Here is a 13,991-nt window from a genome sequence, read left to right as displayed (position 1 = left end):
GGTGCAACGGCCGCCATCCGGCGCCCCAGGATGGTTGCCGGCCCGATTTTCTGCCCGATTGCCGCCCCGGATGCGGTGGTTTTCAGATTCCTGAAAGCAAACTGAGGCAAAATTCTACTTTTCGCCTAGTTTGTTGCCCTGACCGTGACCCGGCAGGCAGAAGTCCCACCCACCGATAGAGGATCTGAGAGAAGCAATGAGTACCCAGCAACCCACCATCATCTACACGCTGACCGACGAAGCCCCGCTGCTGGCGACCAGTGCGTTCCTCCCGATCATCCAGACCTTCACCAAGCCGGCCGGCATCAACGTGACCACCAGCGATATCTCGGTGGCGGGCCGTATCCTGGGCGAGTTCCCCGAATTCCTGACCGAGGCCCAGCGCGTGCCGGACAACCTGGCCGAGCTGGGCAAGCTGACGCAGCTGCCCGACACCAACATCATCAAGCTGCCGAACATCTCGGCCTCGGTGCACCAGCTGGTCAGCGCCATCCGCGAACTGCAGGGCAAGGGCTACAAGGTTCCCGACTATCCGGAAGATCCCAAGACCGACGAAGAGAAGGCGATCCAGAAGCGCTATTCCAAGTGCCTGGGCTCGGCCGTGAACCCGGTCCTGCGCGAAGGCAATTCCGACCGCCGCGCCCCGGCCGCGGTCAAGAACTACGCGCGCAAGCACCCGCACAGCATGGGCGAGTGGAGCATGGCCTCGCGCACGCACGTGGCGCACATGAAGCACGGCGACTTCTACCACGGCGAAAAGTCGATGACGCTGGACCGCGCGCGCGACGTCAAGATGGAGCTGATCACCAAGAGCGGCAAGACCATCGTGCTCAAGCCCAAGGTGTCGCTGCAGGACGGCGAGATCATCGACAGCATGTTCATGAGCAAGAAGGCACTGTGCGCCTTCTATGAAGAGCAGTTCGAAGACGCGCGCAAGACCGGCGTGATGCTGTCGCTGCACGTCAAGGCGACCATGATGAAGGTGTCGCACCCGATCGTGTTCGGCCACGCCGTCAAGATCTTCTACAAGGAAGCCTTCGCCAAGCACGGCGCGCTGTTCGACGAGCTGGGCGTCAACGTCAACAACGGCCTGGTCAACCTGTACGAGAAGATCGAGTCGCTGCCCAGCTCCAAGCGCGAAGAGATCATCCGCGACCTGCACGCCTGCCACGAGCATCGCCCGGAACTGGCGATGGTGGACTCGGCCAAGGGCATCTCCAACCTGCACGCACCCAACGACGTGATCGTCGATGCCTCGATGCCGGCCATGATCCGCATCGGCGGCAAGATGTGGGGCGCCGACGGCCGTCCGAAGGACACCAAGGCGGTGATCCCGGAGAGCACCTTCGCCCGGATCTACCAGGAAATCATCAACTTCTGCAAGACCAACGGCAACTTCGACCCGACCACCATGGGCACCGTGCCCAACGTCGGCCTGATGGCGCAGAAGGCCGAGGAATACGGCTCGCACGACAAGACCTTCGAGATCGCCGAAGACGGCGTCGCCAACATCGTCGACCTGGCCACCGGTGAAGTGCTGCTGACGCAGAATGTCGAGCAGGGCGACATCTGGCGCATGTGCCAGGTCAAGGATGCGCCGATCCGCGACTGGGTCAAGCTGGCCGTCACGCGCGCGCGCAATTCGGGCATGCCGGCGGTGTTCTGGCTGGACCCGTACCGTCCGCACGAGGCCGAGCTGATCAAGAAGGTCGAGACCTACCTGAAGGACCACGACACCAGCGGCCTGGACATCCAGATCATGTCGCAGGTGCGCGCCATGCGCTACACGCTGGAACGCGTGATCCGCGGCCTGGACACCATCTCGGTGACCGGCAACATCCTGCGCGACTACCTGACCGACCTGTTCCCGATCATGGAGCTGGGCACCAGCGCCAAGATGCTGTCGATCGTGCCGCTGATGGCCGGCGGCGGCATGTATGAAACCGGCGCGGGCGGCTCGGCGCCCAAGCACGTCAAGCAGCTGGTGGAAGAAAACCACCTGCGCTGGGATTCGCTGGGCGAGTTCCTGGCGCTGGCGGTGTCGCTGGAAGACGTCGGCATCAAGACCGGCAACGCCCGTGCCAAGATCCTGGCCAAGACGCTGGATGCCGCCACCGGCAAGCTGCTCGACAACAACAAGAGCCCGTCGCCCAAGACCGGCGAGCTGGACAACCGCGGCAGCCAGTTCTACCTGGCGATGTACTGGGCCCAGGAACTGGCCGCGCAGTCGGACGACGCGGAACTGGCCGCCAGGTTCGCGCCGCTGGCCAAGACCCTGACCGACAACGAGCAGAAGATCGTTGGCGAGCTTGCCGCGGTGCAGGGCCAGCCGGTGGACATCGGCGGCTACTACCAGCCGGACGCCGCCAAGCTCAGCGCCGCGATGCGCCCGAGCCAGACGCTGAACGCCGCGCTGGCCTCGGTCGCAGCCTGATTGCGCCCGGCCCACGCGGTGGGCCGGCTGCTGGCAAGAGCCCCGGACTTCGGTCCGGGGTTTTTTTCATGGCGGCGCAGGTTCGCCTATTGCGGCGGCGTTGGCGCGGGCAGGTCCCAGCCTTGTTCCGGGCCGCTCTTCTGGTCGCGGTAGGTCCACAGGGCACCGCAATCCTGGCAGACGAAGCTGCTGATGGTGACGGCTGCCGAGCGCGGCGGCTTGATGCGGCGGGTGTCGGTGATGCGCAGTGCGGCGTGCCCGGGGGCGCCGCGCACATGGCGTTCAATGGCCTGGCAGGCAGTGCAGAGTGTCATCCGTGGTGTTCCCTTCGATGGGCCACTGTAGCATGCATGCCGCGTGCAGGACGCGAAGACCCGCAAGCCGCACTTTGCGCACGATTCCGCGGCGATCCGGAGAAGTTCGTTGACTTGGCAGGGGGTGACCTGTATAAGGGTGGGTGCAGGATCTTTCAAGCAGCAACCTCGAAGTCCAGGTGCTTGCCCGTACGGCGCCACTTTTTCTCCTTGTGTCTTCCTTGATCGTCATGCCTTGCCGGCGCTTTTACCGGTGAGAAAAAACTTATTGAGGAATCCAACATGGAAACCGGTACCGTCAAGTGGTTCAACGATTCGAAGGGTTTTGGCTTCATTACGCCTGATGCAGGCGGCAACGACCTGTTCGCGCACTTCTCCGAAATCCAGGGCAACGGCTTCAAGTCGCTGGCAGAAGGCCAGAAGGTGCGTTACGTCGCCGGCGTCGGCCAGAAGGGCCCGGCCGCGACCAAGATCGAGCCGATCTGAATTGCACCGCACCCATTAAGCTGAGCGCCACGGCGCCAGTTCGATGAGAAAAAGCTCCGCCACGGCGGAGCTTTTTTGTTTTGGCCGGCATGCTGCCCGCCGATGACGAAATAAAGCCACTGCGCGGCCGTCAACAGGCGTAGAGTGGGGGCAAGACCACCATCTCCGGCGGAGACTGCCATGGATATCTATCCAGCTGCGACATACAAGGGGTATGACCTCTACCCGCTGGTGTACAAGCACGCCATCACGCGCGTATGGCCGGAACCGCGACCCGATCGCTCGTTCGACGCGGCGGTGGTGATCTGCCTCGAGGGCGAGTCGCCGGAGGGCGCGCAGGCGCGCACGTTCCGCCTGGAAGCCACGCCGTGGGACAACGTCGGCGGTGCACGCCGTGGTGCGCTGCGCTATGCCGAGGCCATTATCAACGGTGCGGTGCCAGGGCTTTCGGTGGCATCGACCGGTTTGCCGGCGTCCTGATCCAACCTGGGCGCCGGTCCTGGATGTCTTCCCCATCAACGCGGCATGATGCCGCATGGAGCCGTCGTGAGCGACAGCAGTCCCAGCCGCAGTCCCGGCAACAATGTTCCCGGCAGCACGCCCTTTGCCAGCTACAAGGGGTTTGACCTGTACCCCCTGGTTTACCGCCACCGGCCTCAGCAGGCGTGGCCGCGCACCAAGCCCGACAACAGTTTCCTGGCTTCCATCGTGATTTGTCGCGAGGGCTATCGCCCTGGCGAAGACCATGCGCGCGTGTTCCCCGTCGGCCAGTCGCGCTGGGAGAACATCGGCTCGGCGCGCCGCGGCGCGCTGCAGTTCGGCGAAGACATCATCAACGGGCTGGTTGCCGGCGAATCGGTGGCGTCGCTGTAGGCTTGCCCCAGGCGTTATCCGTCAGACTGCAAGGAGTCCTTTCATGGACATGCGTACGGGATCATCCGGTTTTCTGTGCACGTTGCCCGGCGAGGGCAAAGGCATCACCTATCACGTGGCGGTCTGCTTCATCGATGCCGAGCATCCTACCGGCGTGCTGTTTACCAGCTTCGTGGGGGTGGGGCGGCGTTCATTCGGCGTGCTGACCGACCCTGCCGCATTGCAGGGCCAGCTTGCCACCAGCGGCGAGGCATTGTGCCGACTGGCCATCGGCCAGGTGGTGCGCGACCAGCTGCATGACAAGGCGCGCGAGGGCGACTACGTGCTGGACCTGGCCGCCGCCCCCTGGGACGGCGAGTTGCGCTCGGTCGGCGCCGGGCTCAGGACGGCCCGGCCGCATGTGCGCGTGCTGGGCTGACGTGCCGGCGTGCCCGCGGCATCGCCGGTGCTAGTGCACGGGCACGCAGCGCGTCGCGCACGGCTCGTCGGGCACTGCGATCAGATCTGGAACACGGGGTCGCCGTGGCGCTCCAGCAGCGCTTCGATCAGCGCCATGTCGGTGATCTCCGGGGTGCGGTCTTCCACTGCGCGCGAGGGCCCGCAATAGGTGGCCGTCACGTGGCGCCTGACCGTCAGCACGCCCGCCGCCGGCGGCGCGATCTCCACGGCTTGCCACGGCGCATGCCGGTAGCTGCCGGCTTGCCAGCCTTCAGGCGTCAGATGCAGGGCTTCCCATTCTTCGATGACGGACATGATCGGTTCTCCTTGATTGAGGGATGAGGCGTTGAGGGATGGCACGCGCCGCTGCGGCGCATGCCATGGCGCAGGGCGCGTCCGGCTACGACTTGTGCCGGTAGTTGATGCGTCCCTTGGTCAGGTCGTAGGGCGACATTTCCAGCGTGACGCGATCACCCGCCAGCACGCGGATGCGGTTTTTCTTCAGTCGACCGGACGAATACGCCCAGACTTCAAAGCCGTTTTCCAGGATCACGCGAAAGCGGTTGTCGGGCAGCACTTCCGACACCTTGCCGCCAAATTCGACCAGTTCTTCTTTTGCCAAGGGAACTCCTTGCTGTAGCCGCGCAGCGTGTGCGCGGGCTTGGGGTGGCGGCCAGCCGCTGACGGCGGACCGAGGGGAGGGGGTGACTGCGGCCTGACTGCGGCCTGCCGCGGCTTACTGCTGGCGCAGCCGGGCTGCGGCATGTTCTCCCGCGCGGCGGGCAGCCTGCCTGGCGCGGGCTTCGGAGCGATGGGTGTCGTGGCGCATGGCCACGTTGGCCACGATGCGTTCGGCGCCATTGCGGTATTCCGCAATCATGTAGGTCGCGAACCAGACGCCGGGTTCCTGCTGGATCGGGTAGACGGAAACGGTATAAGGGCTGTGTTGGATAGGGTTGACTCGATTCAATGTGTTGCCTGTTCATGGGCGCGGCCGTGGGCGGCGCGGGGCATCGGCATGCCGATGCGGCGCGTGGCGCGGTGGCGGCCGTCAGCCGTTGCGGTGTGCCAGCATCTGGCCCGGGCGACAGCACGGGCGTTGCATCTGGCGTGAAGTGGACCATGCCTGCGCAAGCCGATACGCCGGCGTACCAGGGTGCAGGAATGCAGCGGTACGGGAGATCGTTGCGGAGCGGACCAGCCGCTGGTCGGAAAAGGGTGATGGGCCGTCCGGCCCGAAGACGCGCCGGAGATCGATGGATCGGTCCGGGTTTGCGCCTGATATGCCGCTGCTGAAGTGCTTCCAGTGGACAGAGGACTGCGGCAGATGCGCAGCAGTCGGGCGTTGCCGGTCTGGTCTGCACATAGGATCCCGGATGATACCACTTTCGCGCCAGGCCTGCTCGTGTGACGGGCGATACCTGTGGCGCGCGTGCGCTGCATCGCTCAGGATTCGTCGATCTGCGCAAAACGCTGCGACAGGAACTCGATCAGTTCGCGCACTGACGGCAGCAGCCCGCGCCTTGACGGAAACACGGCGTGAATCACGCCGCCCTTGACCGACCATTCCGGCAGCACCTTGACCAGACGGCCATCGCGCAACTCGTCGGTCATCATCATCACCGGCAATTGCACGATGCCGGCACCGGCCACCGCCGCCGTGCGCAGCATGATCATGTCGTCGGTGACCAGCCGCGGCTTGTGGTGCAGGTCGGCGCTGGCGCCGCCGGGTCCGTACAGCGACCAGGTGTGCGACGGGCGGGGCGGGCCCAGGTCGAGCGTGGGCAGGGCGTTCAGGTCCGCCGGCGCCAGCAGCGGTCCGTGATTGGCCAGCAGCGCGGGGCTGGCGACAAAGCACCACGCGCGCTGGGCCAGCTTCCGCATCACCAGGTCGCTGTCTTCCAGCGGCGGCACGCGCACCCGCACGGCCAGGTCGATGCCCTCGGCGACCACGTCGACACGCCGGTTGGTGGCCTCCAGGTGCACGATGACCTTGGGATTGGCCGCCATGAAGTCGGCCACCATCTCGCCCACGCGCGCATGCAGCAGGGCGACGGGACAAGTCATGCGCACCAGCCCGCTGGGCTCGGCGCGGCTTTGCTCGATCGCGCTCTCGGCGGCCTCGGCCTCGACCAGCATGGCCTTGCAGTGGGCGTAATAGGTCTGTCCCAGTTCGGTTACGGAGAAGCGCCGCGTCGAGCGCTGGATCAGGCGCACGCCCAGGCGCTCTTCCAGCAACGCCACGCGCCGGCTGAGCTTGGACTTGGGAATGCCCAGCACGCGGCCGGCCGGGGCGAAGCCCTGGTGGTCGACCACCAGCGCGAAGTAGTACAGGTCATTGAGGTCCGGATGCAACGGCGGCTCCTGTCGTCCTGCCAGTAGGACGCTGAGGGCAGATTTTGTTGTCTACCGGTGGGATTTGCCAAGTCCTATGCTTTCGCAACACGGTCGGTTCCGGATAGTCCGGTCCGCCGGTTTTGCCAACCGCATAGGAGAATGCCAAATGACCACACCCGCCAATTTCAACGGCAAGCGTCCGGCCATCGATCCCGCCGATACGGCAATGCTGCTGATCGACCACCAGAGTGGCCTGTTCCAGACCGTGGGCGACATGCCGATGCCCGAACTGCGCCTGCGCGCTGCCGCACTGGCCAAAATGGCGACGCTGTGCAAGATGCCGGTGATCACCACCGCATCGGTGCCGCAAGGTCCCAACGGCCCGCTGATCCCCGAAATCCACGAGAACGCCCCGCATGCCAAATACGTCGCCCGCAAAGGCGAGATCAACGCCTGGGACAATCCTGACTTTGTCGCCGCCGTGCGCGAGACCGGCAAGAAGACCCTGATCATCGCCGGCACCATCACCAGCGTATGCATGGCGTTCCCGTCGATCAGCGCGGTCGCCGACGGCTACAAGGTGTTCGCGGTGGTCGACGCCTCGGGCACCTACTCCAAGATGGCGCAGGAAATCACGCTGGCGCGCATCGTCCAGGCCGGCGTGGTTCCGATGGACACCGCCGCGGTGGCATCGGAGCTGCAGCAGACCTGGAACCGCGCGGACGCGCAGCAATGGGCCGAGATCTACACCAAGATCTTCCCGGCTTACCAGTTGCTGATCGAGAGCTACATGAAGGCGCAGGACGTCGAGAAGAAGCACGAGCAGCTGGACTCCCAGCGCTAACGTCCTGACCTGTAGGCACTGCCGGAGAGGGGGCACACCAGCGACGGTCGAGCTCCCTCAGGCTTCTTTCACAACCGCGCGCACCGGCGCCGCTGCGGCTTCGGCCTGCGCCGAGGCCGAGCGCCGGTGGTTGATCATCGACACCGCCCCCACCGCGATGACCGCCGGAATCGCCATCGCCATGAAGTTCTGCTGCAGCGGCAGCGACATTCCCACCAGCACGCCAATCACGATCGGCGCCAGGATGGCACCGCTGCGCCCTACGCCCGAAGCCCAGCCGATGCCGGTGCCGCGCACCGCCATCGGGTAGAACTGGCCCGCGTAGGCATAGGTAACGATCTGCGTGCCGATGGTGGAAGCACCCGCCAGGCCCACTACCACGAACAGCGCGGCGCTGGGCATCGGATAGCCCAGCAGCGTGATCGACACCGCCGCGAGCGCGTACATGCCGATCAGCACATGCTTGATCGGCAGGCGATCGGCCAGCCAGCCGCCGCCGATGGCGCCCAGCATCGCGCCGAAGTTCAGCACCAGCACGAAGGTCAGCGCCGAGCCCAGGCTGTAGCCGGCGCCCGCCATCAGCTTGGTCAGCCACGAGCTGAGCGCGTACACCATGAACAGGCACATGAAGAACGCGACCCAGAACATCACCGTGCTGACGCCGCGGCCGTCCTGGAACAGGCGGCGGATGGGCGCGCTTGCGGCGGCGCCGGCGGCACCCTCGTCCGCGGGCAGGACAAAGACATCGCCGGCCTGCGGGCGATGCGAGGGCGCCAGCCGCGACACCACCGACTGCAGCGCGGCGGTCTGGCCGGTGCGGATCAGGTAGGGCATCGACTCCGGCAGCGCGCGCAGCACCAGCGGGATCAGCACCACCGGCAGGCCGGCGGCGAGGAACACCGACTGCCAGCCGTAGCTTTCGATCAGTCCCTTGCCCAGCAGCGCGGCCAGCATGCCGCCGACCGAATAGCCGCTGAACATCAGCGTCACCAGCGTGCCGCGCAGCTTGCGCGGCGAGTACTCGGTCATCTGCGCCACCACGTTGGGCATGACCCCGCCGATCCCCAGCCCCGCCAGGAAGCGCGTCACGCTGAAGCTGACCGGATCGCTGGTCAGGCCCGCCGCCGCGGTAAACACGCTGAACAGCGCCACGCAGATGGCAATGGCGCGCCGGCGCCCGATGCGGTCGGCCACGGTGCCGAGAAAGATCGCGCCGAACATCATGCCGAACAGCGCCGAGCTGACCATGAAGCCTGCGCTGGTGGCGGTCACGCCCATCTCCTTCATGATCGACGGTAGCGCGATGCCGGCCACGGCGAGGTCATAGCCGTCGAAGATGATGATCAGCGCGCACCAGAACAGGATGAGCGCATGGAAGCGGTTGAAGCGGGCCGTGTCGGCCAGCTGGTGGACATCGATCTGACGCATGGTTTGTCTCCGGATGGTTGGGGTGGCGGCAGGGCGGCGTTGCCGCTCACGCCACCGCGGCGGCACGCTCTGCGGCGGCCTGCAGTTCTCGTTCGCGCAGCAGGAAGCGCTGGATCTTGCCGGTGGCGGTCTTGGGCAGCGCCTCGACGAAGGCGATCGCGCGCGGGTACTTGAAGGCGGCCAGCCGGTTTTTGACGAAGGCCTTCAGTTCGTCCTCGCCCAGCTGCGCGCCGGCCTTCAGCACCACGAAGGCCTTGGTCTTGAGCAGCCCGTCGTGGTCGGGCACGCCGACCACGGCGGCTTCGAGCACCGCGGGGTGCTGCACCAGCGTGGCCTCGACCTCGAACGGCGACACATAGATGCCGCTGACCTTGAGCATGTCGTCGCTGCGCCCGGCGTAGCTGTAGGTGCCGTCGGCGTTGCGCACGTACTTGTCGCCGCTCTTGGTCCAGCCGCCGCGGAAGGTCTCGCGCGACTTCTCGCGGTTGGCCCAGTACATCATCGCGGCGCTGGGGCCCTGGATATACAGGTCGCCGATCTCGCCGTCGGGCACGGCATGGCCGTCTTCATCGCGCAACTCGATGGTGTAGCCCGGCACCGGCCAGCCGGTGGTGCCGTAGCGCACCTGGCCGGGACGGTTGGACAGGAAGATGTGCAGCATCTCGGTGGAGCCGATGCCGTCGATGATCTCGCAGCCGAAATGCGCGGTGAAACGCTCGCCGATCTCCGCCGGCAGCGCTTCGCCGGCCGACGAGCACAGCCGCAGCGCCACCTCGGCGCGGGCCGGCAGCGCCGGCGACGCGAGCAGGCCGGCATAGCCGGTCGGCGCGCCGAAGAACACCGTCGGCTGGTGCTGCAGCCAGCGGCGAAAGGTGGCATCGGGCGTGGGCCGCTCGGCCATCAGCACCACCGTGGCGCCGACGCTGAGCGGAAAGCTCAGGCCGTTGCCGAGCCCGTAGGCGAAATACAGCTTGGCCGCGGAGAAGCACACATCCTGCTCGTTCAGGCCCAGCACCGGCCCGGCGTAGAGGGCCGCAGTCCAGTACGGGTTGCCGTGGCTGTGCACCACGCCCTTGGGCTGGCCGGTCGAGCCCGACGAGTAGAGCCAGAAGCCGGGATCGTCGCAACCGGTGGCGGCGGGCGCCGGCAGCGGAGCCTGCGCGGGCAGCGCCGTTTCCAGCGCCGCCACGCCATCGGGCAATGCTTCTTGCGCACGCGACACCAGCACCTGCCGCACCTCCTGCCCGGGTCGCGCCAGCGCTTCCTGCAATACCGGCAGCAACGCGGCCGATACCAGCACCGCCTGGGCGCGGCTGTGCTGCAGCATGTAGGCGTAGTCGTCGGCGGTCAGCAAGGTGTTGACGGCAACCGGGACGATGCCGGCGTACATCGCGCCGAGAAAGCACACTGGCCAGTCGGTGCAGTCGTGCATCAGCAGCAGCACGCGCTCTTCGCGGCGGATGCCGGCGCCGAGCAGCGCCGCGGCCAGGCGCCGCACTCGCTGGTCGAGTTCGCCATAAGTGAGCTGGCCGTCGTCGTCGACATAGGCCACCTTGCCGGCGCGCGCGAGATTGCGGTCGAGCAGGTGCGCGGCAAAGTTGAAGAGGGTGCCGGGTGGCCGGACCGGTGGCGCTGCGGGCGTGGCGTTCATGGGTTGTCTCCCCTGTTGCTGGTGTACGGTGTGCCGCGCGCCGCCATGCGGATGTGGCGGCGCGGAAAAGCGGTGGGCCGGATGGCTCAGGCCCAGGTCAGGCCAAGGTGCCGAGCACCGCGGTGCTGGCCTGGATGGCGCTGCGGCGGTGATAGAAGTGCAGGGCGCGCACGCCGCCCAGCTCTTCGCCGCCGCCGGCGCGGCCCGGGCCGCCGTGCAGCGATTGCGGCATCACGTTGCCGTGGCCGGTGTGCAGCTGCGCCACGTCGGGCGAAATCACATGCACGCGGCCATGGCTGTCTGCCAGCTCCAGCGCGGCGGCGCCGAGCGCGGCCGCGTCGCTGCCATAGAGCGAGGCCACCAGCGAGCCCTGGCCACGGCGTACCAGGTCGAGGGCATGGGCCGTATCCCGATAGGGCAGCAGCGTGGCGACCGGGCCGAACACTTCGGTGTCATGCACCGCGGCGGCCGCGTCGGCATCGGTCACGCCCAGCAGCGTCGGGCCAAGGCAGCAGGCCACCGCCGGGTCGGCATCGACCAGCGGCTGGCGCGCGCCGTCATGCAGCACTTGCGCGTGCGCGCGCAACCCGGCCAGCCCCGCTTGCACGGCGTCGAACTGCGCGCGGCTCACCAATGCGCCCATGCGTACCGAGTCGTGGCGCGGGTTGCCCACGGTCACCTTGGACAGCCGCGCGCCGATGGCCTCGGCGGCCTCGGCGTACAGCGCCTCGGGCACGAATACGCGCCGGATCGCGGTGCATTTCTGGCCGGACTTGACCGTCATCTCGCGCACGACTTCCTTCGCCAGCAGGTCGAAGGCGGCACTGCCGGGGCCGTCCTGTGGCAGCAGCACGGCGGAATTGATGCTGTCCGCTTCGATGTTCACGCGCACCGAACGCCGGGCGATCGCCGCATGCGAGCGGATCACCGCCGCGGTGTCGGCCGAACCGGTGAACGACACCACGTCGAACGGCCGCAGCGCGTCCAGCAGGCCCGCGGCGCTGCCGCACACCACCGACAGCGCGCCGGCTGGCAGGATGCCGGCCTCGACCACGTCGCGCACCATGCGCTGGGTCAGCCAGGCGGTCGCGGTGGCGGGTTTGACGATCACCGGCACGCCCGCCAGCAGCGCCGGCGCGGCCTTCTCCCACAGGCCCCAGGCCGGGAAATTGAAGGCATTGATAAACAGCGCCACCCCGCGCGTGGGCACCAGCACATGCTGCGACTGGAACAACGGATCCTTGCCCAGCCGCGCCGCTTCGCCGTCGGGCAGGTAATGGCGGTCGCCAAGCGCGTCGCCCAGCCTGGCGTAAGTGCCCAGGGTGAAGATGCCGCCGTCGATGTCGACCGCGGAATCGTTGCGCACGGTGCCGCTGTTGGCGGTGGCGATGTCGTAATAGGCATCGCGATTGGCCTGCAGCACCTTCACCACCTCGCCCAGCAGCGCGGCGCGCTGCCGGTAGGTCAGCGCCCGCAACGCGGCGCCGCCTTGCTCGCGGGCGAACGCGAAGCCGGCTGCAAGGTCCAGGCCGGCGGCGTCGACGCGCACCAGTTCGTTGCCGAGCACCGGATCGAACAGCGGGTACCCGGCGCCGCTGCCGCGTTGCCAGGCGCCGCCGAGGTAATTGGAGAGCAGTTCAGTCATGGGGAGGCCTCAGCGCGTAAAGTCGATGCGGCCTTGCGGCAGCAGGTACAGCACCAGCGCGCGGCCGTTGCTGACGGTGGGGCGATGGGCGCTGCCCGGCGGGCACACCAGCCAGCCGGCGGGGCGGCCGTCGAAGCGCGCGTCGCCGCCGAGCGGCATGATCAGGTCGATCTCGCCCTCGGGATGGGTGTGGTGCGGGCCGGCAAGGTCCTGCATGTCGACCACGTCGACCGAAAATCCGTGCAGGTCATCCGCGGGCCTGAAGATGCGGCCATAGCGGATGCCGCCGCCTTCGCGGTCGCACAGCCAGCCATCGGCGACACCAGCCTGGCATGACGCCATCAGTTGCTGGTAGGTGGGGCTGCCCGCGCCGTGCTCGGCATTGAGCCAGTGATCGAGCGCGGCATCGAGCGGGCGGCCGGCCAGTTGCGCGGTGAGCCGGGCAATCTGGCTGCGGAATTCAGTGGGGGTCATAGGAAGGGGGCTCCGTCTGATGCGCCGGTTGCCTTCACCGGCGTCATGCATTATTGTGCATGTATGAAAAATAGGGCCGCAGGGAAATCATGTCAAGCACTATATTGCATGAATCTGGGTTAACCCCCGAGGCGGAACTGCAGCATGGTTCAAGCGGCGCGGCCGCCAACGGGCCGGAGAAGAACCCCTTCCTGGTGGCGCTGGGCGAGCGCGTACGAGCGCAGCGGGCGTGCCGCGGCCTGACCCGCAAGGCCGCCGCGCAGGCAGCCGGCGTCTCCGAGCGTCACCTCGCCAACCTGGAATACGGCAGCGGCAACGCCTCCATCCTGGTGCTGCAGCACGTGGCCGAGGCGCTGCAGTGCTCGCTGGCCGGGCTGCTGGGCGACGTCACCACTTCGTCGTCGGAATGGATCCTGTTGCGCGAGCTGCTGGAGCGCCGTGACGAAGCCACGCTGCGGCGCGTGCGCATTGCCGTGGGCGAGATGCTGGGCACCGGCGGCGAGAACGCGGCCCAGGCCGCGCGCAGTCCGCGCGTGGCGCTGATCGGGCTGCGCGGCGCGGGCAAGACCACGCTGGGCGGGATGCTGGCCGAGGACCTGGATTTCCCCTTCGTCGAGCTGAGCCGCGAGATCGAGAAATTCGCCGGCTGCAGCATTTCCGAGATCCAGGGCCTGTACGGCATGAACGCCTATCGCCGCTACGAGCGGCGCGCGCTGGAGGAGGCCATCCAGATCTATCCCGAGGCCGTGATCGCCACGCCGGGCGGCCTGGTGTCTGACCCGGCCACCTTCAACCTGCTGCTGGCCCACTGCACCACGGTGTGGCTGCAGGCCGAGCCGGAAGACCATATGGAGCGGGTGCGGGCGCAGGGCGACTTCCGCCCGATGGCCGCCAGCAAGGAGGCCATGGAAGACCTGCGCCAGATCCTGGCCGGCCGCGCCGCCTTCTACTCCAAGGCGGAGTTCTCGCTGGACACCAGCGCGCAGCCGCTCGACGCCACCTTTGCCGGCCTGCGGGCGCTGGTGCGGGAGGCCTTGCGCATGCCGGTGTGACGGCGCTGCCCCTGC

The 13,991-nt window shown here is 67.3% G+C and carries 16 protein-coding genes; 7 read left to right on the top strand and 9 right to left on the bottom strand.

Annotated elements, in window-relative coordinates:
- The first annotated feature begins 196 nt into the window (after positions 1 to 196).
- Positions 197 to 2,434, top strand: a complete 2,238-nt coding sequence (locus tag FHX60_RS10795; RefSeq protein ID WP_183283327.1) for an NADP-dependent isocitrate dehydrogenase — start codon at positions 197 to 199, stop codon at positions 2,432 to 2,434.
- Positions 2,435 to 2,520: 86 nt separating this feature from the next.
- Here the strand turns inward: FHX60_RS10795 and FHX60_RS10790 are convergent, their stop codons facing one another.
- Positions 2,521 to 2,748, bottom strand: coding sequence for a hypothetical protein (locus tag FHX60_RS10790; RefSeq protein ID WP_092310289.1), 228 nt, complete (start codon positions 2,746 to 2,748; stop codon positions 2,521 to 2,523).
- Positions 2,749 to 3,030: 282 nt separating this feature from the next.
- Here FHX60_RS10790 and FHX60_RS10785 point away from each other — a divergent pair, with 282 nt between their 5' ends.
- The 4 genes from FHX60_RS10785 (at position 3,031) to FHX60_RS10770 (ending at position 4,525) form a co-directional block, all read left to right on the top strand.
- The gene (locus FHX60_RS10785) at positions 3,031 to 3,234 is read left to right on the top strand and encodes a cold-shock protein (RefSeq protein WP_112775604.1); all 204 of its coding nucleotides are present in this window, start codon (positions 3,031 to 3,033) and stop codon (positions 3,232 to 3,234) included.
- 180 nt (positions 3,235 to 3,414) lie between these two features.
- Complete coding sequence (locus FHX60_RS10780; protein ID WP_112775603.1) at positions 3,415 to 3,714, top strand: hypothetical protein; 300 nt, start codon at positions 3,415 to 3,417, stop codon at positions 3,712 to 3,714.
- Between the two features lie 66 nt (positions 3,715 to 3,780).
- Entirely contained in the window at positions 3,781 to 4,107 is a 327-nt protein-coding gene (locus tag FHX60_RS10775; RefSeq protein ID WP_092311195.1) for a hypothetical protein, read from the top strand.
- A gap of 43 nt (positions 4,108 to 4,150) precedes the next feature.
- Positions 4,151 to 4,525: a hypothetical protein gene (locus tag FHX60_RS10770; RefSeq protein WP_092310282.1), complete on the top strand. Its 375-nt coding sequence runs from the start codon at positions 4,151 to 4,153 to the stop codon at positions 4,523 to 4,525.
- 80 nt (positions 4,526 to 4,605) lie between these two features.
- Here FHX60_RS10770 and FHX60_RS10765 read toward each other — a convergent pair whose 3' ends face one another.
- From FHX60_RS10765 to FHX60_RS10750, 4 genes are all read right to left on the bottom strand, one after another.
- Positions 4,606 to 4,860, bottom strand: a complete 255-nt coding sequence (locus tag FHX60_RS10765) for a translation initiation factor 1 (protein WP_092310279.1) — start codon at positions 4,858 to 4,860, stop codon at positions 4,606 to 4,608.
- Positions 4,861 to 4,945: 85 nt separating this feature from the next.
- The gene (infA, locus tag FHX60_RS10760; RefSeq protein ID WP_008646230.1) at positions 4,946 to 5,167 is read right to left on the bottom strand and encodes a translation initiation factor IF-1; all 222 of its coding nucleotides are present in this window, start codon (positions 5,165 to 5,167) and stop codon (positions 4,946 to 4,948) included.
- A 114-nt stretch (positions 5,168 to 5,281) separates the two neighbouring features.
- Entirely contained in the window at positions 5,282 to 5,515 is a 234-nt protein-coding gene (locus FHX60_RS10755) for an isochorismatase (RefSeq protein ID WP_116602616.1), read from the bottom strand.
- Between the two features lie 476 nt (positions 5,516 to 5,991).
- Positions 5,992 to 6,900 (bottom strand): LysR family transcriptional regulator, encoded by a 909-nt coding sequence (locus tag FHX60_RS10750; protein WP_183283326.1) that lies wholly within the window; start codon positions 6,898 to 6,900, stop codon positions 5,992 to 5,994.
- Positions 6,901 to 7,048: 148 nt separating this feature from the next.
- Between FHX60_RS10750 and FHX60_RS10745 the strand changes: the two genes are divergently transcribed.
- On the top strand, positions 7,049 to 7,726 hold the full coding sequence (locus FHX60_RS10745; RefSeq protein ID WP_112775600.1) for a hydrolase: 678 nt from the start codon (positions 7,049 to 7,051) through the stop codon (positions 7,724 to 7,726).
- 57 nt (positions 7,727 to 7,783) lie between these two features.
- Here FHX60_RS10745 and FHX60_RS10740 read toward each other — a convergent pair whose 3' ends face one another.
- The 4 genes from FHX60_RS10740 to FHX60_RS10725 all read right to left on the bottom strand — a co-directional run bounded on the left by FHX60_RS10740 (position 7,784) and on the right by FHX60_RS10725 (position 12,924).
- Positions 7,784 to 9,154: an MFS transporter gene (locus FHX60_RS10740; RefSeq protein WP_183283325.1), complete on the bottom strand. Its 1,371-nt coding sequence runs from the start codon at positions 9,152 to 9,154 to the stop codon at positions 7,784 to 7,786.
- Positions 9,155 to 9,200: 46 nt separating this feature from the next.
- Positions 9,201 to 10,805 (bottom strand): benzoate-CoA ligase family protein, encoded by a 1,605-nt coding sequence (locus tag FHX60_RS10735; RefSeq protein WP_183283324.1) that lies wholly within the window; start codon positions 10,803 to 10,805, stop codon positions 9,201 to 9,203.
- Between the two features lie 97 nt (positions 10,806 to 10,902).
- Positions 10,903 to 12,450: a 3,4-dehydroadipyl-CoA semialdehyde dehydrogenase gene (locus tag FHX60_RS10730; protein WP_183283323.1), complete on the bottom strand. Its 1,548-nt coding sequence runs from the start codon at positions 12,448 to 12,450 to the stop codon at positions 10,903 to 10,905.
- A gap of 9 nt (positions 12,451 to 12,459) precedes the next feature.
- Positions 12,460 to 12,924: a DUF4863 family protein gene (locus FHX60_RS10725; protein ID WP_183283322.1), complete on the bottom strand. Its 465-nt coding sequence runs from the start codon at positions 12,922 to 12,924 to the stop codon at positions 12,460 to 12,462.
- Between the two features lie 89 nt (positions 12,925 to 13,013).
- Between FHX60_RS10725 and FHX60_RS10720 the strand changes: the two genes are divergently transcribed.
- A complete protein-coding gene (locus FHX60_RS10720) occupies positions 13,014 to 13,976 on the top strand; it encodes a helix-turn-helix transcriptional regulator (RefSeq protein WP_183283321.1) in 963 nt (320 codons plus the stop codon).
- The last annotated feature ends 15 nt before the right edge of the window (positions 13,977 to 13,991 follow it).

Source organism: Cupriavidus alkaliphilus, assembly GCF_014191175.1.
GTDB classification, from domain to species: Bacteria; Pseudomonadota; Gammaproteobacteria; order Burkholderiales; family Burkholderiaceae; genus Cupriavidus; species Cupriavidus alkaliphilus.
The sequence above is the reverse complement of the archived record's forward strand: the minus strand, read 5'-3'. Positions and strand labels throughout refer to the sequence as shown.

Coding starts and splice junctions, on each gene's coding strand:
- FHX60_RS10745 (WP_112775600.1), top strand. CDS start 7,049: ATGACCACACCCGCCAATTTCAACGGCAAGCGTCCGGCCATCGATCCC.
- FHX60_RS10730 (WP_183283323.1), bottom strand. CDS start 12,450: ATGACTGAACTGCTCTCCAATTACCTCGGCGGCGCCTGGCAACGCGGC.
- FHX60_RS10740 (WP_183283325.1), bottom strand. CDS start 9,154: ATGCGTCAGATCGATGTCCACCAGCTGGCCGACACGGCCCGCTTCAAC.
- FHX60_RS10720 (WP_183283321.1), top strand. CDS start 13,014: ATGTCAAGCACTATATTGCATGAATCTGGGTTAACCCCCGAGGCGGAA.
- FHX60_RS10790 (WP_092310289.1), bottom strand. CDS start 2,748: ATGACACTCTGCACTGCCTGCCAGGCCATTGAACGCCATGTGCGCGGC.
- FHX60_RS10765 (WP_092310279.1), bottom strand. CDS start 4,860: ATGTCCGTCATCGAAGAATGGGAAGCCCTGCATCTGACGCCTGAAGGC.
- FHX60_RS10795 (WP_183283327.1), top strand. CDS start 197: ATGAGTACCCAGCAACCCACCATCATCTACACGCTGACCGACGAAGCC.
- FHX60_RS10785 (WP_112775604.1), top strand. CDS start 3,031: ATGGAAACCGGTACCGTCAAGTGGTTCAACGATTCGAAGGGTTTTGGC.
- FHX60_RS10780 (WP_112775603.1), top strand. CDS start 3,415: ATGGATATCTATCCAGCTGCGACATACAAGGGGTATGACCTCTACCCG.
- FHX60_RS10770 (WP_092310282.1), top strand. CDS start 4,151: ATGGACATGCGTACGGGATCATCCGGTTTTCTGTGCACGTTGCCCGGC.
- FHX60_RS10725 (WP_183283322.1), bottom strand. CDS start 12,924: ATGACCCCCACTGAATTCCGCAGCCAGATTGCCCGGCTCACCGCGCAA.
- FHX60_RS10735 (WP_183283324.1), bottom strand. CDS start 10,805: ATGAACGCCACGCCCGCAGCGCCACCGGTCCGGCCACCCGGCACCCTC.